The sequence below is a fragment of the Actinomycetospora sp. NBRC 106375 genome, from assembly GCF_030269665.1.
Lineage (GTDB): Bacteria > Actinomycetota > Actinomycetes > Mycobacteriales > Pseudonocardiaceae > Actinomycetospora.
In genome coordinates, this window is the sequence record NZ_BSTS01000012.1 from 211,885 (window position 1) to 227,188 (window position 15,304).

Annotated in this window: 18 protein-coding genes; 2 read left to right on the top strand and 16 right to left on the bottom strand. The window is 72.1% G+C overall.

Annotated elements, in window-relative coordinates:
* Positions 1–25 precede the first annotated feature (25 nt).
* Positions 26–790 carry a FadR/GntR family transcriptional regulator gene (locus tag QSK03_RS21165; protein WP_285656276.1) on the top strand — a complete coding sequence of 255 codons (765 nt, stop codon included), beginning with the start codon at positions 26–28 and terminating at the stop codon, positions 788–790.
* 230 nt (positions 791–1,020) lie between these two features.
* Positions 1,021–1,521 (top strand): DUF2057 domain-containing protein, encoded by a 501-nt coding sequence (locus QSK03_RS21170; protein ID WP_285656279.1) that lies wholly within the window; start codon positions 1,021–1,023, stop codon positions 1,519–1,521.
* A gap of 4 nt (positions 1,522–1,525) precedes the next feature.
* On the opposite strand, the gene QSK03_RS21175 is transcribed toward QSK03_RS21170, so the two are convergent.
* The 16 genes from QSK03_RS21175 to prfA all read right to left on the bottom strand — a co-directional run bounded on the left by QSK03_RS21175 (position 1,526) and on the right by prfA (position 15,215).
* Positions 1,526–1,987, bottom strand: coding sequence for a DUF2550 domain-containing protein (locus QSK03_RS21175; protein ID WP_285656282.1), 462 nt, complete (start codon positions 1,985–1,987; stop codon positions 1,526–1,528).
* A 16-nt stretch (positions 1,988–2,003) separates the two neighbouring features.
* The gene (locus QSK03_RS21180; RefSeq protein WP_285656285.1) at positions 2,004–2,384 is read right to left on the bottom strand and encodes a F0F1 ATP synthase subunit epsilon; all 381 of its coding nucleotides are present in this window, start codon (positions 2,382–2,384) and stop codon (positions 2,004–2,006) included.
* A gap of 74 nt (positions 2,385–2,458) precedes the next feature.
* Positions 2,459–3,889, bottom strand: coding sequence for a F0F1 ATP synthase subunit beta (gene atpD, locus QSK03_RS21185; protein WP_285656288.1), 1,431 nt, complete (start codon positions 3,887–3,889; stop codon positions 2,459–2,461).
* A gap of 4 nt (positions 3,890–3,893) precedes the next feature.
* Positions 3,894–4,889 carry a F0F1 ATP synthase subunit gamma gene (locus tag QSK03_RS21190; protein WP_285656290.1) on the bottom strand — a complete coding sequence of 332 codons (996 nt, stop codon included), beginning with the start codon at positions 4,887–4,889 and terminating at the stop codon, positions 3,894–3,896.
* A gap of 10 nt (positions 4,890–4,899) precedes the next feature.
* Positions 4,900–6,594: a F0F1 ATP synthase subunit alpha gene (gene atpA / locus QSK03_RS21195; protein WP_285656293.1), complete on the bottom strand. Its 1,695-nt coding sequence runs from the start codon at positions 6,592–6,594 to the stop codon at positions 4,900–4,902.
* Between the two features lie 55 nt (positions 6,595–6,649).
* The gene (locus QSK03_RS21200; protein ID WP_285656296.1) at positions 6,650–7,468 is read right to left on the bottom strand and encodes a F0F1 ATP synthase subunit delta; all 819 of its coding nucleotides are present in this window, start codon (positions 7,466–7,468) and stop codon (positions 6,650–6,652) included.
* Positions 7,468–8,091 carry a F0F1 ATP synthase subunit B gene (locus tag QSK03_RS21205; RefSeq protein ID WP_285656298.1) on the bottom strand — a complete coding sequence of 208 codons (624 nt, stop codon included), beginning with the start codon at positions 8,089–8,091 and terminating at the stop codon, positions 7,468–7,470. The genes QSK03_RS21200 and QSK03_RS21205 overlap by 1 nt, the downstream gene beginning before the upstream one ends.
* A 5-nt stretch (positions 8,092–8,096) precedes the next feature.
* Entirely contained in the window at positions 8,097–8,384 is a 288-nt protein-coding gene (locus QSK03_RS21210) for a F0F1 ATP synthase subunit C (protein ID WP_285656301.1), read from the bottom strand.
* Between the two features lie 64 nt (positions 8,385–8,448).
* Positions 8,449–9,177 (bottom strand): F0F1 ATP synthase subunit A, encoded by a 729-nt coding sequence (atpB, locus tag QSK03_RS21215; RefSeq protein ID WP_285656303.1) that lies wholly within the window; start codon positions 9,175–9,177, stop codon positions 8,449–8,451.
* A complete protein-coding gene (locus QSK03_RS21220) occupies positions 9,174–9,599 on the bottom strand; it encodes an ATP synthase subunit I (RefSeq protein ID WP_285656305.1) in 426 nt (141 codons plus the stop codon). The genes atpB and QSK03_RS21220 overlap by 4 nt, the downstream gene beginning before the upstream one ends.
* On the bottom strand, positions 9,592–9,768 hold the full coding sequence (locus tag QSK03_RS21225; RefSeq protein ID WP_285656308.1) for an AtpZ/AtpI family protein: 177 nt from the start codon (positions 9,766–9,768) through the stop codon (positions 9,592–9,594). Before QSK03_RS21225 ends, QSK03_RS21220 begins: the two co-directional genes overlap by 8 nt.
* A 311-nt stretch (positions 9,769–10,079) precedes the next feature.
* A complete protein-coding gene (locus QSK03_RS21230) occupies positions 10,080–11,210 on the bottom strand; it encodes a glycosyltransferase family 4 protein (protein ID WP_285656396.1) in 1,131 nt (376 codons plus the stop codon).
* A gap of 54 nt (positions 11,211–11,264) precedes the next feature.
* Complete coding sequence (glyA, locus tag QSK03_RS21235) at positions 11,265–12,551, bottom strand: serine hydroxymethyltransferase (RefSeq protein WP_285656309.1); 1,287 nt, start codon at positions 12,549–12,551, stop codon at positions 11,265–11,267.
* A 104-nt stretch (positions 12,552–12,655) separates the two neighbouring features.
* Entirely contained in the window at positions 12,656–13,300 is a 645-nt protein-coding gene (locus QSK03_RS21240) for an L-threonylcarbamoyladenylate synthase (RefSeq protein ID WP_285656310.1), read from the bottom strand.
* A gap of 11 nt (positions 13,301–13,311) precedes the next feature.
* A complete protein-coding gene (gene prmC / locus QSK03_RS21245) occupies positions 13,312–14,118 on the bottom strand; it encodes a peptide chain release factor N(5)-glutamine methyltransferase (protein ID WP_285656312.1) in 807 nt (268 codons plus the stop codon).
* A 5-nt stretch (positions 14,119–14,123) separates the two neighbouring features.
* Positions 14,124–15,215, bottom strand: coding sequence for a peptide chain release factor 1 (gene prfA / locus QSK03_RS21250; RefSeq protein ID WP_285656398.1), 1,092 nt, complete (start codon positions 15,213–15,215; stop codon positions 14,124–14,126).
* Between the last annotated feature and the right edge of the window lie 89 nt (positions 15,216–15,304).

Here is a 15,304-nt window from a genome sequence, read left to right on the forward strand (position 1 = left end):
CCGACGGACCGTCTACGCTGCGACCGTGCCCCCGCAGCCGCCCGCCTCCGGCACGGCCGGGCCCTCGACGCCCGTCGCCCACCTGCGGGTCCAGCGCGTGCGCCCGGCATATCGGCAGGTCGCCGACGAGCTCCGCACCCAGATCCTCGCGGGCACCCTGCCCGCCGGCACCCGGCTGCCCAACGAGGCCGAGCTCGGCCGCGCCTTCGGCGTCAGCCGCAGCACCGCCCGCGAGGCCCTGCGCGTGCTCTCCAGCCAGCACCTCGTCGAGACCCTCCGCGGCGTCCAGGGCGGCACGTTCGTCAGCGAGCCCGACCCGGCGCGGGTCGTCGAGGACGTGGGTAGCGCCCTCGGCGTCCTCGTCATGACCCCGCAGCTGCACGTCAGCGACCTGCTGGAGGCGCGGCTGCTTCTCGAGCCCGCCGCCGCCCGGCTGGCCGCGCAGCGCGCCGACGCCGAGACCGTCGAGGCCGTGCGCGCCGCGGCGGCCGCGCCCCGGGACGACCGCGACCCCAGCGGCTTCGTCGGCCACCTCGACTTCCACACCACGCTGCTCATGGCCACCGGCAACCTCATGCTCACGCTCATGGGCCAGCCGGTGAACGACGTCCTGCGCACCCGCCTGCGGCGCGCCGGCGTCGAGGCCGGCGAGTGGGACAAGGTCGACGCCTGCCACCGCGAGATCGCCGAGCACATCGCCGAGGGCCGGGCGGGCGAGGCCGAGGAGTCCATGCGCGACCACATCGTCGAGCTGCGCCGGCTCTACGAGCGCGACGGCTTCTGGACCTGATCGACACGAGATCAGGAGCGCCTGGTCCACCCCGATGGGGAGCGGGACGTCGATGAGGTGCCCCTGATCTCCGCAGGGACGAGCCGGGGCACGTCCGTCGCCGGGGCGACCCGAGATCACGGGCACCTCATCGACCGCGACCGGCCGGCCCGGGTGGACGACGCGCTGGTGATCTCTCCGGTCGGGCGCGGGACGTTGACCCCTCGCGCGCGCTCCACCACCGTGGCGCCGTGCCCACCGCCCGCACGATCACGTCCCGCGCCATCGCCGCCGACGACCTGACGCCGGCCGCGGCGGCGCGCGTCCGCGAGCAGGCCGCGCAGCACGACCTGGGCGATCCGCTGCCCGACGTCACCGACGGTCTGCGCGTCGACGAGGAGGCCACGACGAAGCGCCTGTTCCGCACGCCGCGGACCGCGCGCTCCGAGGTGGAGCTGCTGCTGAGTCCCGCGCTGCTGGTCGTGGTCGACCACGCCGCCGATGCCGACGAGGTGGCCCTGCACCCGCTGCGCCAGGTCGAGTTCTCCGCCGCACCCGCCGAGCTGCTGGCGAAGGTGACCGGGATGCCCGTGGACGTGCCGGACGACCGGCTGCCGGTCACCAGCACGCCGCTGGGCGGCGACCGGCGCACGACGCGCTACGTCCGCGTGGGCACCGGGCCCGACGTCCGCGCGTTCCGCGCTGCGCTGACGGCCGCCGTCGACGCGGCGCGGCCGAGGTTCGACGTGTGAGGGCTCAGCTCGCCTGGCGGTAGCCCGTCGAGCGCCCCGGCGGGATCGACTCGAGCCAGGACGAGAAGCCGGTGAGCACGTCGGGGGCCATCGCGATCTCCCAGGTGCCGCCGCGGGTGCGCAGGGACAGCACCGTCGCGGTGGCGGCGTGCATCTCGCCGTCGCGGGGCGGGCGGCGGTCGACGATCTCGAGCTCGGTGCGGTCGAGCACCACGCGGGGCGCGGTCCGCAGACCGCCGACATGGAACAGGCGGAACTGGTTGCCCCGGTAGCGGCCGACCCCGGTGCGCCACCCCCGGTCGGAGGGGCGCCCGGTGGCCGTGTCGAGCGGGGGCGACGGGCGCAGGGCCACGTCGACCCCGCCCCGCCGCAGCTGTTGGATGCGACGCAGCGCCAGCAGCGAGACCACGAGGATGACCAGCAGCACGACCGCGAGAACGATCTCGACGATCATGCCGGTGGTCAACGGAGCCTCGGTGCTCTCAGTCCTGGCCTGCCGCCGCGAGCCGGGCCTCGGCCCGTGCCTTCGACGCTCGGCCCTCGGCGTCCTCCTCGTTCGCGGAGTCCCGGGCCTGCTGGGCGGCGGAGACGTCGATCTCGTCGGCGAGCTCGGCCTCCTCGGCGAGGATCGTGAGCTTCTCGCCGTCCATCGAGAGGAACCCCCCGAAGACGGCGGCCCGTACCGACTCGCCGTCGGTCGGGTCGATCCGCACCATGCCCGCCTCGACGAGCTGGGCGATCAGCGGCTCGTGGCGAGGCAGGATGCCGATCTCACCGACCGCCGTCCGCGCGAAGACGAACTCCGCCGTGCCCGACCAGACCTTGCGCTCCACGGCCACGAGCTCGACCTGCATCTCGGCCACGCGTCGTCATCCTTGTCTGTCGCTGGGGGTGACACACCACGCGGCCGGGCCGTCGGGCCCGGCCGCGCGGTCTCTCACTCGGAGTACTTCTTCTGGTTCTCCTCGACGTCGTCGAGGTCACCGCACATCTGGAAGGCCTGCTCGGCGTAGTCGTCGTACTCGCCCTTGGCGATCTTGTCGAACGCCTCGACCGTGTCCTTGACGTCCACGTTGGAGCCCGGCTCCCCGGTGAACTGCTCGGCGGCGTACATGTTCTGGCCGAGGAAGCGCTCGATGCGCCGCGCGCGGGCGACGGTGAGCTTGTCCTCCTCGGAGAGCTCGTCGATGCCGAGGATGGCGATGATGTCCTGCAGGTCGTTGTACTTCTGCAGGATGCGGATGACCTCGCGCGCCACGCGGTAGTGGTCCTCGCCGACGTACTCGGGGGCGAGGATCGTCGAGGTCGACGTCAGCGGGTCCACCGCGGGGAAGATGCCCTTGGCGAACACCCCGCGCGAGAGCTCCGTGGTCGCGTCCAGGTGGGCGAACGTGGTGGCCGGCGCCGGGTCGGTGTAGTCGTCGGCGGGCACGTAGATCGCCTGCATCGAGGTGATCGAGCGACCCTTGGTCGACGTGATCCGCTCCTGGAGCTCGCCCATCTCGTCGGCGAGCGTCGGCTGGTAGCCCACGGCCGAGGGCATGCGGCCGAGGAGGGTCGAGACCTCCTGGCCGGCCTGGGTGAAGCGGAAGATGTTGTCGATGAACAGGAGGACGTCCTGACCCTCCTGGTCACGGAAGTACTCCGCCATCGTCAGACCCGACAGGCCGACCCGCATGCGGGTGCCCGGCGGCTCGTCCATCTGCCCGAACACGAGCGCCGTGTCCTTGAGGACGTCGGCGTCCGCGAGCTCGACCCAGAGGTCGTTGCCCTCACGGGTGCGCTCGCCCACGCCGGCGAACACCGAGGTGCCACCGAAGTTACGGGCGATGCGCTGGATCATCTCCTGGATGAGCACCGTCTTGCCGACGCCGGCGCCGCCGAACAGACCGATCTTGCCGCCCTGCACGTAGGGGGTCAGCAGGTCGACGACCTTGAGGCCGGTCTGCAGCACCTCGGTGCGGCCCTCGAGCTGGTCGAAGGGCGGCGGGTCGCGGTGGATGCTCCAGCGCTCGAGGTCGTCGCCGTAACCCGGCTCGTCCAGGCAGTCGCCGAGCGCGTTGAACACGTGCCCCTTGACCTTCTGGCCGACGGGCACCGAGATCGCCGACCCGGTGTCGGTGACCTCCGTGCCCCGGACCACGCCGTCGGTCGGCTGCATGGCGATGGTGCGCACCTGGTTGTCGCCCAGGTGCTGCGCCACCTCCAGGGTGATCTTCTTCGACTCACCGCCCAGCTCGACGTCGAACGTGAGGGCGTTGAACAGGTCGGGCACCGCGTCACGCGGGAACTCGACGTCGATGACGGGACCGAGCACGCGGGCGATGCGCCCGGTCGTGCCGGTGGTCTTCTCGGGTGCCTGCGTCATTGGGTCACTCCCCGCTTCCGGCGAGCGCGTTGGCGCCGCCGACGATCTCGCTGATTTCCTGCGTGATCTGGGCCTGGCGGGCCTGGTTCGCCTCGCGCGTCAGATCGTCGATGAGCTCGTTGGCGTTGTCGGTGGCGGCCTTCATCGCCCGTCGACGCGCCGCGGACTCGGATGCCGCGGCGTCGAGCAGCGCCGCGAAGACCCGGGTCCGGAGGTACTTGGGCAGCAGCACGTCGAAGAGCTGCTCGGCCTCCGGCTCGAACAGGTACTCGCCGCCCTGCCCCGAGGACTCCGAGCCGGAGTCGGAGTCCGACTCCTCCCGGCCCTCCTCGAGCTCCTCCAGCGAGAGCGGCGCGATCTGTCGCGACGTCACGGTCTGGCTGAGCATGTTGGTGAACTGGGTGTAGATGAGGTGGACCTCGTCCACCCCGCCCAGGCCCTCGGCGCCCTCCGGCACGCGCAGGCCCGCGTCGTCGTCGTCATCGGGACGCGACACGGTGTCCTGGCCGCCGGTCATGAAGGCGGCCGCCAGCGCGTCGGCGACCTCGACGGCGTTCTCGTAGAACGGGAGCTCGGAGAAACCGGTCCAGCTCTGGGCCGGCTCCGTCCCGCGGAAGGCGAAGTAGTCGCGACCCTTGCGGCCGATGACGTAGAGCACGGGCTCCTGGCCCGCCTCCTGGATCTCGGCCATGCGTCGCTGGGCCGTCCGCAGGATGTTGGCGTTGTAGCCGCCACAGAGGCCGCGGTCGCTGGTGATCACCAGCACGGCGACCCGCGAGACCTCCTCGCGGGCCACCAGCAGCGGGTGGTCGGTGGCCGCGGCCTTGGCCGCCTGCGCGAGCACGTTGGTGAACTCCTCGGCGTAGGGCCGGGAGTTCTCCACCCGGGCCTGCGCCTTGGAGATCCGCGACGTCGCGACGGTCTCCTGGGCCTTGGTGATCTGGGCGATGTTGCGCGACGAACGGATCCGCCGGCGCAGGACGCGGAGCTGTGCAGCCATCGGCGACCCGTCAGCTCTCGGAGGAGGAGTCGGACGACTCGGACGAGGACTCCGACGACTCCGACGACGACTCCGACGACGACTCGGACTGCGACTGCGACGACGACTGCGACGAGCCGGACGAGGAGCCGGACGACGAGTCGTCGACCACCGAGGAGCCGTCGCCGGCCTCGAAGCTGTTCTTGAAGTCGTCGACGAGCCCGCCCAGACGCTTCTCGCCGTCGTCGTCGAGCTTGCCCGACTCGCGGATGTTCGAGAGCACCTCGTCGCCGTTGCGCTGCAGGTAGTCCAGGAACTCCTGCTCGAAGCGGCGGACGTCCTCGGTGGGCACCGAGTCGAGGTAGCCGCGGGTGCCGAGGAAGATCGCCGCGACCTCGAGCTCGACCGGGTACGGCTCGCCCTGGCCCTGCTTGAGGACCTCCATCAGGCGCGCGCCGCGGTCGAGCTGGGCCTTGCTGGCCGCGTCGAGGTCGGACGCGAACGCCGCGAACGACTCGAGCTCGCGGTACTGCGCGAGCTCCACGCGCAGCGACCCGGCCACCGACTTCATGGCCTTGATCTGCGCGTCGCCGCCGACCCGGGACACCGACACACCGACGTTGATGGCGGGGCGCTGGCCCTGGTTGAACAGGTCCGACTCGAGGAAGCACTGCCCGTCGGTGATCGAGATGACGTTGGTCGGGATGTAGGCCGAGATGTCGTTGGCCTTCGTCTCGATGATCGGCAGACCGGTCATCGACCCCGCACCGAGCTCGTCGGAGAGCTTCGCGCAGCGCTCGAGCAGCCGCGAGTGCAGGTAGAAGACGTCGCCCGGGTAGGCCTCGCGGCCCGGCGGGCGGCGCAGCAGCAGGGAGATCGCGCGGTAGGCCTCGGCCTGCTTCGACAGGTCGTCGAAGACGATCAGGACGTGCTTGCCCTGGTACATCCAGTGCTGGCCGATCGCGGACCCGGCGTAGGGCGCGATGTACTTGTAGCCGGCCGGGTCGGAGGCGGGCGCGGCGACGATGGTGGTGTACTCCATCGCCCCGGCGTCCTCGAGGCCCTGCTTGACCGCCGCGATGGTCGAGCCCTTCTGGCCGATCGCGACGTAGATGCAGCGGACCTGCTTGTCCGGGTCGCCGCTCTCCCAGTTCTCACGCTGGTTGATGATCGTGTCGGTGCAGACCGCGGTCTTGCCGGTCTTGCGGTCACCGATGATCAGCTGGCGCTGGCCGCGGCCGATCGGCGTCTGCGAGTCGATCGCCTTGATGCCGGTCTGCAGCGGCTCGCTGACCGACTGGCGCTGGACCACCGAGGGCGCCTGCAGCTCGAGTACGCGGCGTTCCTCGGACTCGATGTCGCCGAGGCCGTCGATGGGCTCGCCCAGCGGGTTGACGACGCGGCCGAGGAACTTGTCGCCGACGGGGACCGAGAGCACCTCGCCGGTGCGCTTGACCTCCTGGCCTTCCTCGATCTTGTCGAAGTCGCCGAGGACGACGACGCCGATCTCGCGCTCGTCGAGGTTGAGGGCGATGCCCACCGAGCCGCTCGGGAACTGCAGCAGCTCGTTGGTCATGGCCGACGGGAGACCTTCGACGTGCGCGATCCCGTCACCCGCGTCGACGACGGTGCCGACCTCTTCGCGCGACGACTCCGCCGAGAAGGACGAGACGTAGTTCTCAATGGCATTACGGATCTCGTCGGACGAGATCGTCAGCTCCGCCATGGCTCCCTGCCTACCTGTGTCGAAATGCTGAAATGGCTCAAAGGGGCTTCGAAGGTCAGTTCGGTCGCGCGGTCGCCGCGCTGCGCAGGCGACCCAGGACGCTGCCGTCGATGACCTCGCCACCCACGCGCACGACGAGACCGCCGAGGATCTCGGGGTCCACGTCGACGTGCACCGAGATCCGGCGCCCGTAGAGCGAGGAGAGCGACTCGGCGAGACGGCTCTCCTGCCGCTCGCCGAGCACCACCGGCGAGACCACGCGGGCGATGGACCGGTCGCGGCGGGCCGCGGCGGCCTCCGCGAGGACCTCGGCCGTGCGGTCGAGGGGCCGCGCCTGGGGCCGTGCCACGGCCTGGGCCAGCAGCCGCGCGGTGATGGGGTCGACGCGGTCCGACAGGACCTGGTCGAGCAGCCCGACGCGACCGGACGCCGGCTCCGTGGTGTTGGTCAGGAGCTCCAGCAGCCGCTGCTCGCGGTCGAGCAGCCGTCCGAACCGGAACAGCTCGTCCTCGACCTCGGACAGCGTGTCGGCCTTCTCCGCGCTCGAGAGCAGGGCGTCGCGCCCGAGCTCCTCGACCGCCTCCACGAGGTCGGTCGAGGTGGACACGCGCGACCGCACCAAGGTGGTGAGCACGTCGAGGGTCGACCCGCCCACCTTGTCCCGCAGGACGCCCTGGAGGACCTGCACGCGCCCGTCCTCGGACACGGCCGGGTCCACCAGGTGACGTCGCAGGTCGAGGTGGTCGGCGAGGGCGTTGGCCACCGACAGCAGCTCGTCACCGACGGTCCGCAGCGTCGCGGCGTCGGACTCCCGCACCACGCTGTCGAGCTGCTCGCTCGCGCGCCCGAAGGCGTCCCGACTGGTCGTGTGCACTAGCCGTCCTCCGCTCCGGTGACGGCGCCGGACCCGGACGCCGCCGTGCCGGCCGTCTCCCGCCCACCGGACGACGACGCGCCGGACCGGCCGTTCGAGTCGGCGTCGATCGAGGTGACGTACTCGTCGACCGTCCGGCTGTGGTCGCCGGACAGCGGCCTGCCCAGGATCTTCTCGGCCAGGCCCGTGGCCAGCTGGGGAAGCTGGCCCTGCAGGTCCTGCCGCACGCGGGTGCGCTGGTCGGCGAGCTCGCGCTCACCGCGCTGACGCACTTCCGCGACCTCGGACTCCGCCTGTCCCCGCAGCTCCTCGGCGGTGCCCCGCGCGGATGCGCGGGCCTCGTCGCGGATCTGGGACGCCGAGCCGCGCGCCTCGTGGAGCGTCTCCTCGTGACGACGCTCCGCCGCGGCGTACTGCTCCTCGGCCTCCTCCTTCTCCCGCTGCGTCCGGCGGACCCGCTCGGCGCGCTCCTCGAGGGCGCGGCGGATCGGCGGAACGATGAAGCGGCTGATCAGGAAGAAGACCAGCACGAACAGGAGGAGTTCGAAGATGAACGTGCCGTTGGGCAGGAGGAAGTTCTGGTTCCCTCCGCCCCCGGCCAGCATCTCCGTCGTCCCGGACACGTCGATCACCCGGAGCCGAGGACGAAGACGAACAGGGCCATGAAGGCCAGGTTGATGAAGTACATGGCCTCGACCAGACCGACGGTCAGGAAGAAGATGTTGAACAGGCGGCTCTGGGCCTCCGGCTGCCGGGCGACGCCGGCGATGGTCTGCGCACCGACGAGACCGTCACCGATGGCCGCACCGATGGCGCCACCGGCGAGGGCGATGCCACCGCCGATGAACGCGCCGCCGGACCGCAGCCCCGTGGTGGGGTCGCCGCCCTGCGCGAGGACGCTGGAAACAACCGACATGACACTCCTTGATCGGGGGTCGTGAGGGGTCTGAAGGGTCGTGCTGGGTCCGTTCGAGGCGGGCCTAGTGGCCTTCCTCGCTCACGGCCGGGCTGAAGAACTGCATGATGGTCAGCAGCGAGAAGATCAGCGCCTGGATCACGCCGATGAACAGGTCGAACAGCTTCCACGCGACGTTCGGCAGCCACAGGCCCCACCAGGGGATCAGCGCGATGACCGCGACCATGATCGAGCCGGAGAGGATGTTGCCGAAGAGTCGCAGCGAGAGCGACAGCGGCTTCGCGATCTCCTCGATGATGTTGAGCGGGAGGAGCACCGGATAGGGCTGCACGAAACGCTTCAGCGTCCCGGCGCCCAGTTCGCGGACACCGAAGACCCACGCCGCCACGAAGACGAAGATCGCCATCGCGTAGGCCAGGTTCACGTCCGATGTCGGCGGGCGGATCGGGGCCGGCGAGCCGACCTCGAGCAGCACGAAGCTGTTGCAGATCAGGATGAACGCGAACAGCGCCACGCACAGCGGCATGAGGAACTCGGCCGGGCGGCGCCCCATCCGGCCCTGGACCTGCTCGATCATGTAGTTGGTCAGCGCCTCGTAGGCCAGCTGCACCTTGTTGGGCACCTCGGAGGTGACCCGCGAGCGCACGAAGAACCCGAGCGCCAGCACGATGGCCGCCGCGAGCACGGAGTTCCACATCGTGTCGCCGTTGAACGTCATCCCGAACAGCTCGAACTGCCCGGCGTGCTCGCTCGGCGAGATCGAGCCCTCGGCGGCGAGGAGTTGGGTCGTCACTGACGGAGCTCCTTGAGCGCGGGCACGGACCCGGCGATCGTGTTGATGCACTGGAAGACGGCGAGACCGAGGAAGGTCCCCAGGCCGTCGGGGAAGAAGGTCAGGGCCAGCACGACGGCGATGCCGGTGATCACGGCCAGTCGCGCCCCGACCCCGCGCACGAGGGCGGCCTTGCTGGGCATGTCCGAGGCCGCCTGGTGCAGCACGGCCCGCTGGACGAGCAGGTTGTTGGCGGCGCCGAGGACGAGGCCGAGGCAGCCGAACGCGGCGGCCGCGGCGAAGCCGAAGAGGTAGCCGCACGCGAGCGCGACGACCCCGAGGGCGACGGCGACGATCAGCGAGTTGCGGTACGCCGTGCGTGTCGAGCCGGGGACCGTGACCACGGGGGCGTGCTCGGGGGTCTGCTCGGGGGTGTCAGTCATGCCCGCTCCCGAAGGTTCTGCGCACTTCCACGTACGTGTACCGGGCCGCCGAGGCCAGGCCGAGCACCAGTCCCACCATCACGAAGATCGGCAACGTGCCGATGGCGCGGTCCAGGAGCCAACCGAGCGCCATGGGGACGAGCAGGATCGCGGCGATCGTCGTGCCCATGCCCGCGAGGGCCCACCCGCTCGGTGTGGAACCGCCCATCTCTGGTCACCGGTCCGCCCATCCGGGCCGTGGCCACATCGGTCTGGCGCTCCTCGCGTCGGTCCCTGGTGCTGGCTGTCTCATACACGGGAAGTTTCGAACGTGTTGACGTGGGGCGCGGAAAGAACGTGACCCCGACACGGTGACCCCTCGTGCTGCCCGGGACCACCTGGAATGCCCTGTTCTCTCCGGGCGAGGAGGAACCTATCACAGCGTGTAGGAGGCGCACGGCGAGCCGGTTCGTGATCACGACACGGCTCCTGCCTGCGGATTCAGCGCGTTCGGAGGCGTGGGACCGCCGACGCGAGGACGGCGACCAGTACTCCGACCGTGACCAGCCAGACGACCACGAAGGCGTTGTCGACCAGGGCCAGCGCGACGGCACCGAACGACAGCACGCCTGCCCAGAGATAGATCAACAGCACGGCGCGTCGCTGCGAGTGCCCGATCTCGAGCAGCCGGTGGTGCAGGTGCATCTTGTCCGGCGCGAACGGGCTCGTGCCCGCGCGGGTGCGCCGGACGACGGCCATCAGCAGGTCGAGCAGCGGCACGAAGACGACCGCCGCGACGACGATCAGGGGCGTCACCAGCGCGAGCGCGCCGGTGGCGCCGGTGGTCGAGTAGTTGGTGCGCCCGGAGGCGGTGGTGGTGGCCGCGGCGAGCGTCAGGCCGATGAACATCGAGCCCGAGTCGCCCATGAACAGGCGCGCGGGCTGGAAGTTGTGCGGCAGGAAGCCGGCGCAGGCCCCGGCGAGCACCGCGGCGATCAGCGCGGGCGGGTAGGCGTTGACGTCGCCGTTCTGCTGTCCGAGCAGGCCGAGCGCGAACGCGGCGGTCGCGGTGGCCGCGATCGTGCCGATGCCCGCGGCGAGCCCGTCGAGCCCGTCGACGAAGTTCATCGCGTTCACGAGCAGGACGCAGAGGAACACCGTGATGAGCACGCCCTGGTCCTGGCCGAGCAGCAGCACCGAGCCGGTGCTGCCGCCGGTGCCGCCCCACGGCAGGTACACCGCGGTCCACTGCACACCCATGAGCACGAGCACGCCGGCGGCCGTGGCCTGGCCGGCCAGCTTCGTCAGCGCGTCGAGGCCGAACCGGTCGTCCAGCGCCCCGACGACGACGATGAGCCCGCCCGCCACGAGCACGGCGACGGTCTCGTTCGAGTAGTCGAAGGCCCGGCGCAGCACGGGCAGCTGGCTCGCGACGAACACCCCGGCGAGCACACCCAGGTAGATCCCGACCCCGCCGAGACGCGGGATCGGGATCGTGTGGACGTCACGCCCGCGGGGGACGGCGATGGCGCCCCACCGCAGCGCGAGGCGCCGCACCAGGCCCGTGAGCAGGTAGGTCGCGACCGCCGCCGTGAGCCCGACCAGCAGGTACTCCCGGATCGGGAGCCCCATCGGGGCGAAGTCCGGTGACGGGCCCACGGGCCCCGAGCGTAGACCCGACCTGCTCTACCGCGGGTACGCGGGGAACCGCGACACGAGCGCGCCGACCTCGTCGCGCACGTCGGCGAGCTTGCGCTTGCCGTCCTCGGTGGTCTCGTCCGCGGTGACCGCACCGGCGATCAGCCGCGCCACCTCGGGCATCTCGGTCGGGGTCATGCCCTGCGTGGTGACCGAGGGCGACCCGACCCGGATGCCCGAGGCCGTCATCGGGGGCTGCGGGTCGTAGGGGATCGCGTTCTTGTTCAGCGTGATCCCGGCCAGCCCGCTGCGCGCCTCGGCCTCCTTGCCCGTGACCCCGAGCGGCTGCAGGTCGAGCAGCGCGAGGTGGGTGTCGGTGCCGCCGGAGATCGCGCGCATGCCGTGCGACTCCAGCGCCGAGGTCATGGCCTGGGCGTTGGCGATGACGGTGCGGGCGTACTGCTGGTAGCCCGGCGTCGCGGCCTCGGCCAGCGCGGTCGCCTTCGCGGCCACCGCGTGCATCAGCGGTCCGCCCTGCAGGAACGGGAACACGGCCTTGTCCAGCGCCTTGGCGTGCTCGGCCTTCGAGACGAGCATGCCGCCGCGGGGCCCGCGCAGGACCTTGTGCGTGGTGAAGGTGACGACGTCGGCGTGGGGCACCGGGCTGGGGATCGCCTGGCCGGCGACCAGGCCGATGAAGTGCGCGGCGTCGACCCACAGGATCGCGCCGACCTCGTCGGCGATCGCCCGGAACTTCGCGAAGTCGATCAGGCGCGGGTAGGCGGTGGCACCGGCGACGATCATCTTCGGGCGGTGCTCGAGCGCCAGGTCGCGGACCTGGTCGTAGTCGATGAGCCCGTCGTCCTCGCGCACGGTGTAGGGCACCGGCTCGAACCACTTGCCCGAGAAGCTGACCTTGGCGCCGTGGGTGAGGTGCCCGCCGTGGGGCAGGCTCATGGCCAGCACCTTGTCCCCGGGCTGGCAGAACGCGGCGTAGACCGCGAGGTTCGCGTTGGCGCCCGAGTGCGGCTGCAGGTTGGCGTGCTCCGCGCCGAACAGGGCCTTGGCGCGCTCGATGCCGATCTCCTCGGCGCGGTCGACGACCTCGCAGCCGCCGTAGTAGCGCCGGCCCGGGTAGCCCTCGGCGTACTTGTTCGACAGCGTCGAGCCCAGCGCGGCGAGCACGGCGGGGCTGGTGAGGTTCTCGCTGGCGATGAGCTGGAGACCGCCGCGCAGCCGGGTGAGCTCGTCGTCGACGACCTGGGCGATCTCGGGATCGACGGCCGCGAGTGCGTCGTAGTCCGGGCCCCAGAAGTGCTGCGAGTCGGCTGCCATGACGCCTCACGTTACCGGCGCATGTCGGCCTCGCGCGGCCCCGGTGGTAGCAGGGTCACAGTGGATATGTGAGCAGTTGGCGCCCCGATCGGGGCGCCAACTGCTCACATGGAGACGGGGACGCCGACCACGCGGGAGACGTCGTCGGCGCTGACGGCGCCCTCGCGGCGCAGGCGGGGGGTCTCGCCGGTGAGGTCGACGATCGTGGAGCCCACGCCGGACGCGCACACCCCGCCGTCGAGGTAGACCTCGACGCTGTCGCCGAGCTGGTCGCGGGCCTCCTGGGCCGTCGTCGCGGGCGGCTGTCCGGACACGTTCGCGCTGCTCTGGGCCAGGGGCCCGACCTCACGCAGCAGCTCGAGAGCCACCGGGTGCAGGGGCATGCGCAGCATCACCGTGCCGCGCGTGGTGCCGAGGTCCCAGGCCAGGCTGGGCGCGTGCGGCAGGACGATCGAGAGCCCGCCGGGCCAGAAGGCCTCGACGAGGTCGCGCGCCACCGGCGGCACGGTGCCCACCAGCCCGTCGATCGTCGACCAGCTGCCGACCAGCACGCCCAGCGGCATGTCCGGCCCGCGGTGCTTCGCGGCGAGCAGGTCGGCCACCGCCTGCGCGTCGAACGCGTCCGCGACGATCCCGTACAGGGTGTCGGTGGGGGTGACGACCAGCCGTCCCGCGCGCACCGCCGCGGCCGCCGCGGCCAGCCCGGTGGGTCGCGTCGCCGGGTCCTCGCAGTCGTAGACCATCGCCACGGGGCGCCAGCCTAGAACCGGCGCGCCGTGGCCACGCGGGCGCGTCCCGCGAGGTCGGCCAGCGTCGTGACCTCGGCGAACCCGGCGGCCGTGAGCACCTCGCGGACCGCGGCCGGGTGGGACTCGTCGTGCTCGATGCCCACCGCCCCCCCGGGCCGCAGCAGCCGGTGGGCCAGCGTCGCGAGGGGCCGGATCACGGCGAGCCCGTCGGGGCCGGCGAACACCGCGTCGTGCGGGTCGGCCGCGACCTCCGGGGACACGGCGACCCCGTCGGGGACGTAGGGCGGGTTGCTCACGACGAGGTCGACCGTGCCGGCGAGGTCCGCGAGGACGCCGGGCGCGGTCACGTCAGCCTCGTGGAGGACGACGCCCGAGCCGGCGAGGTTGCGCCGCGCCCAGGTCAGCGCCTCGGGATCGGCCTCGACGGCGTGCACCACGGCGTCCGGGCGGTCGTGGGCGACGGCCATGGCGAGGGCACCGGAGCCCGTGCACAGGTCGACGACGACGCCGGCGGGGTGATCGAGCACCCAGGCCAGCAGCACCTCGGTCTCCGGGCGCGGCACGAACACCCCCGGGCCGACCGCCACCTCGACCGGGCCGAGGACGGCGGTGCCGAGGACGTGCTGCAGGGGCTCGCGCGCGGCGCGCCGCGCGACCAGGTCGTCCACGGCGCGCTCGTCGGCCGGCGGGTCGGCGAGGAGCAGCCGGCTGCGGGGGACCCCGAGGGCGTGGGCGACGAGCAGCTCGGCGTCCACCCGCGGCGAGTCGACGCCGGCCTCGGCCAGCCGGGCCGTGACCCGCGCGAGGAGGGCACGCACCGTGCTCAGGAGTGCGTCGCCTCGTCCGCGGCGCGTGCCATCCGCTCGGAACGGTCGGCCGCGCGCAGGGCGTCGAGCACGCCGTCGAGGTCGCCGTCGAGCACCCGGTCGAGGTCGTGCGACTTGTACCCGATCCGGTGGTCGGAGATCCGGTTCTCGGGGAAGTTGTAGGTCCGCACCCGCTCCGAGCGGTCCACGGTGCGCACCTGGCTGCGGCGGTCGGCCGAGGCCTGCGCCTGCTCGGCCTCGTCGGCGATCGCCTGCAGGCGGCTGCGCAGGACCTCGAGCGCGCGGGCCTTGTTCTGCAGCTGCGAGCGCTCGTTCTGGCAGGACACGACGACGCCGGTGGGCAGGTGCGTGATCCGGACCGCGGAGTCGGTGGTGTTGACGCCCTGCCCGCCCTTGCCCGACGAGCGGAACACGTCGATGCGCAGGTCCTTCTCGTCGATCTCGATCGCCGAGGCCGCCTCGGCCTCGGGGTAGACGAGCACCCCGGCCGCGGAGGTGTGGATGCGGCCCTGCGACTCGGTGACGGGCACGCGCTGCACGCGGTGCACCCCGCCCTCGTACTTCAGCCAGGCCCAGACGCCCTCCGGGTCGTTGCCGGGGGCGGTCACCGTGACGGTCACGTCCTTGTAGCCGCCGAGGTCGGACTCGGTCGCGGAGAGCACCTCGACCTTCCAGCCGCGGCGCTCGGCGTAGCGGGAGTACATGCGCAGCAGGTCGCCCGCGAAGAGCGCCGACTCCTCGCCGCCCTCCCCCGACTTGACCTCCACGACCACGTCGTTCGCGTCGGCGGGGTCGCGCGGCACGAGCTGCTCGGCCAGGCGCGCCCGCAGCGTCTCGACGCGCTCGGCCAGCTCGTCGGCCTCGGCGGCGAACGCGGGATCCTCGCCGGCGAGCTCGCGGGCGTCGGCGAGGTCGGCCTCGGCGGAGGTCAGCTCACCGACGGTGGCGACGACCGGCGAGAGCGCGGCGTAGCGACGGCCCAGCGAGCGGGCCAGGCCCGCGTCGGCGTGCACGTCGGGGTCGGCGAGGCGCGCCTCGAGCCCCGCGTGCTCCTCGAGCAGCGCGGTGACGCCGGGCGAGGACGTCATGGCTTCGCTCGACACCCTCTGCCCTCCCCTCTCCTGGTCCTGACCCCTGACATGCACGACGCCCGCCGCCCCCGGCCGTGACGGCGCGG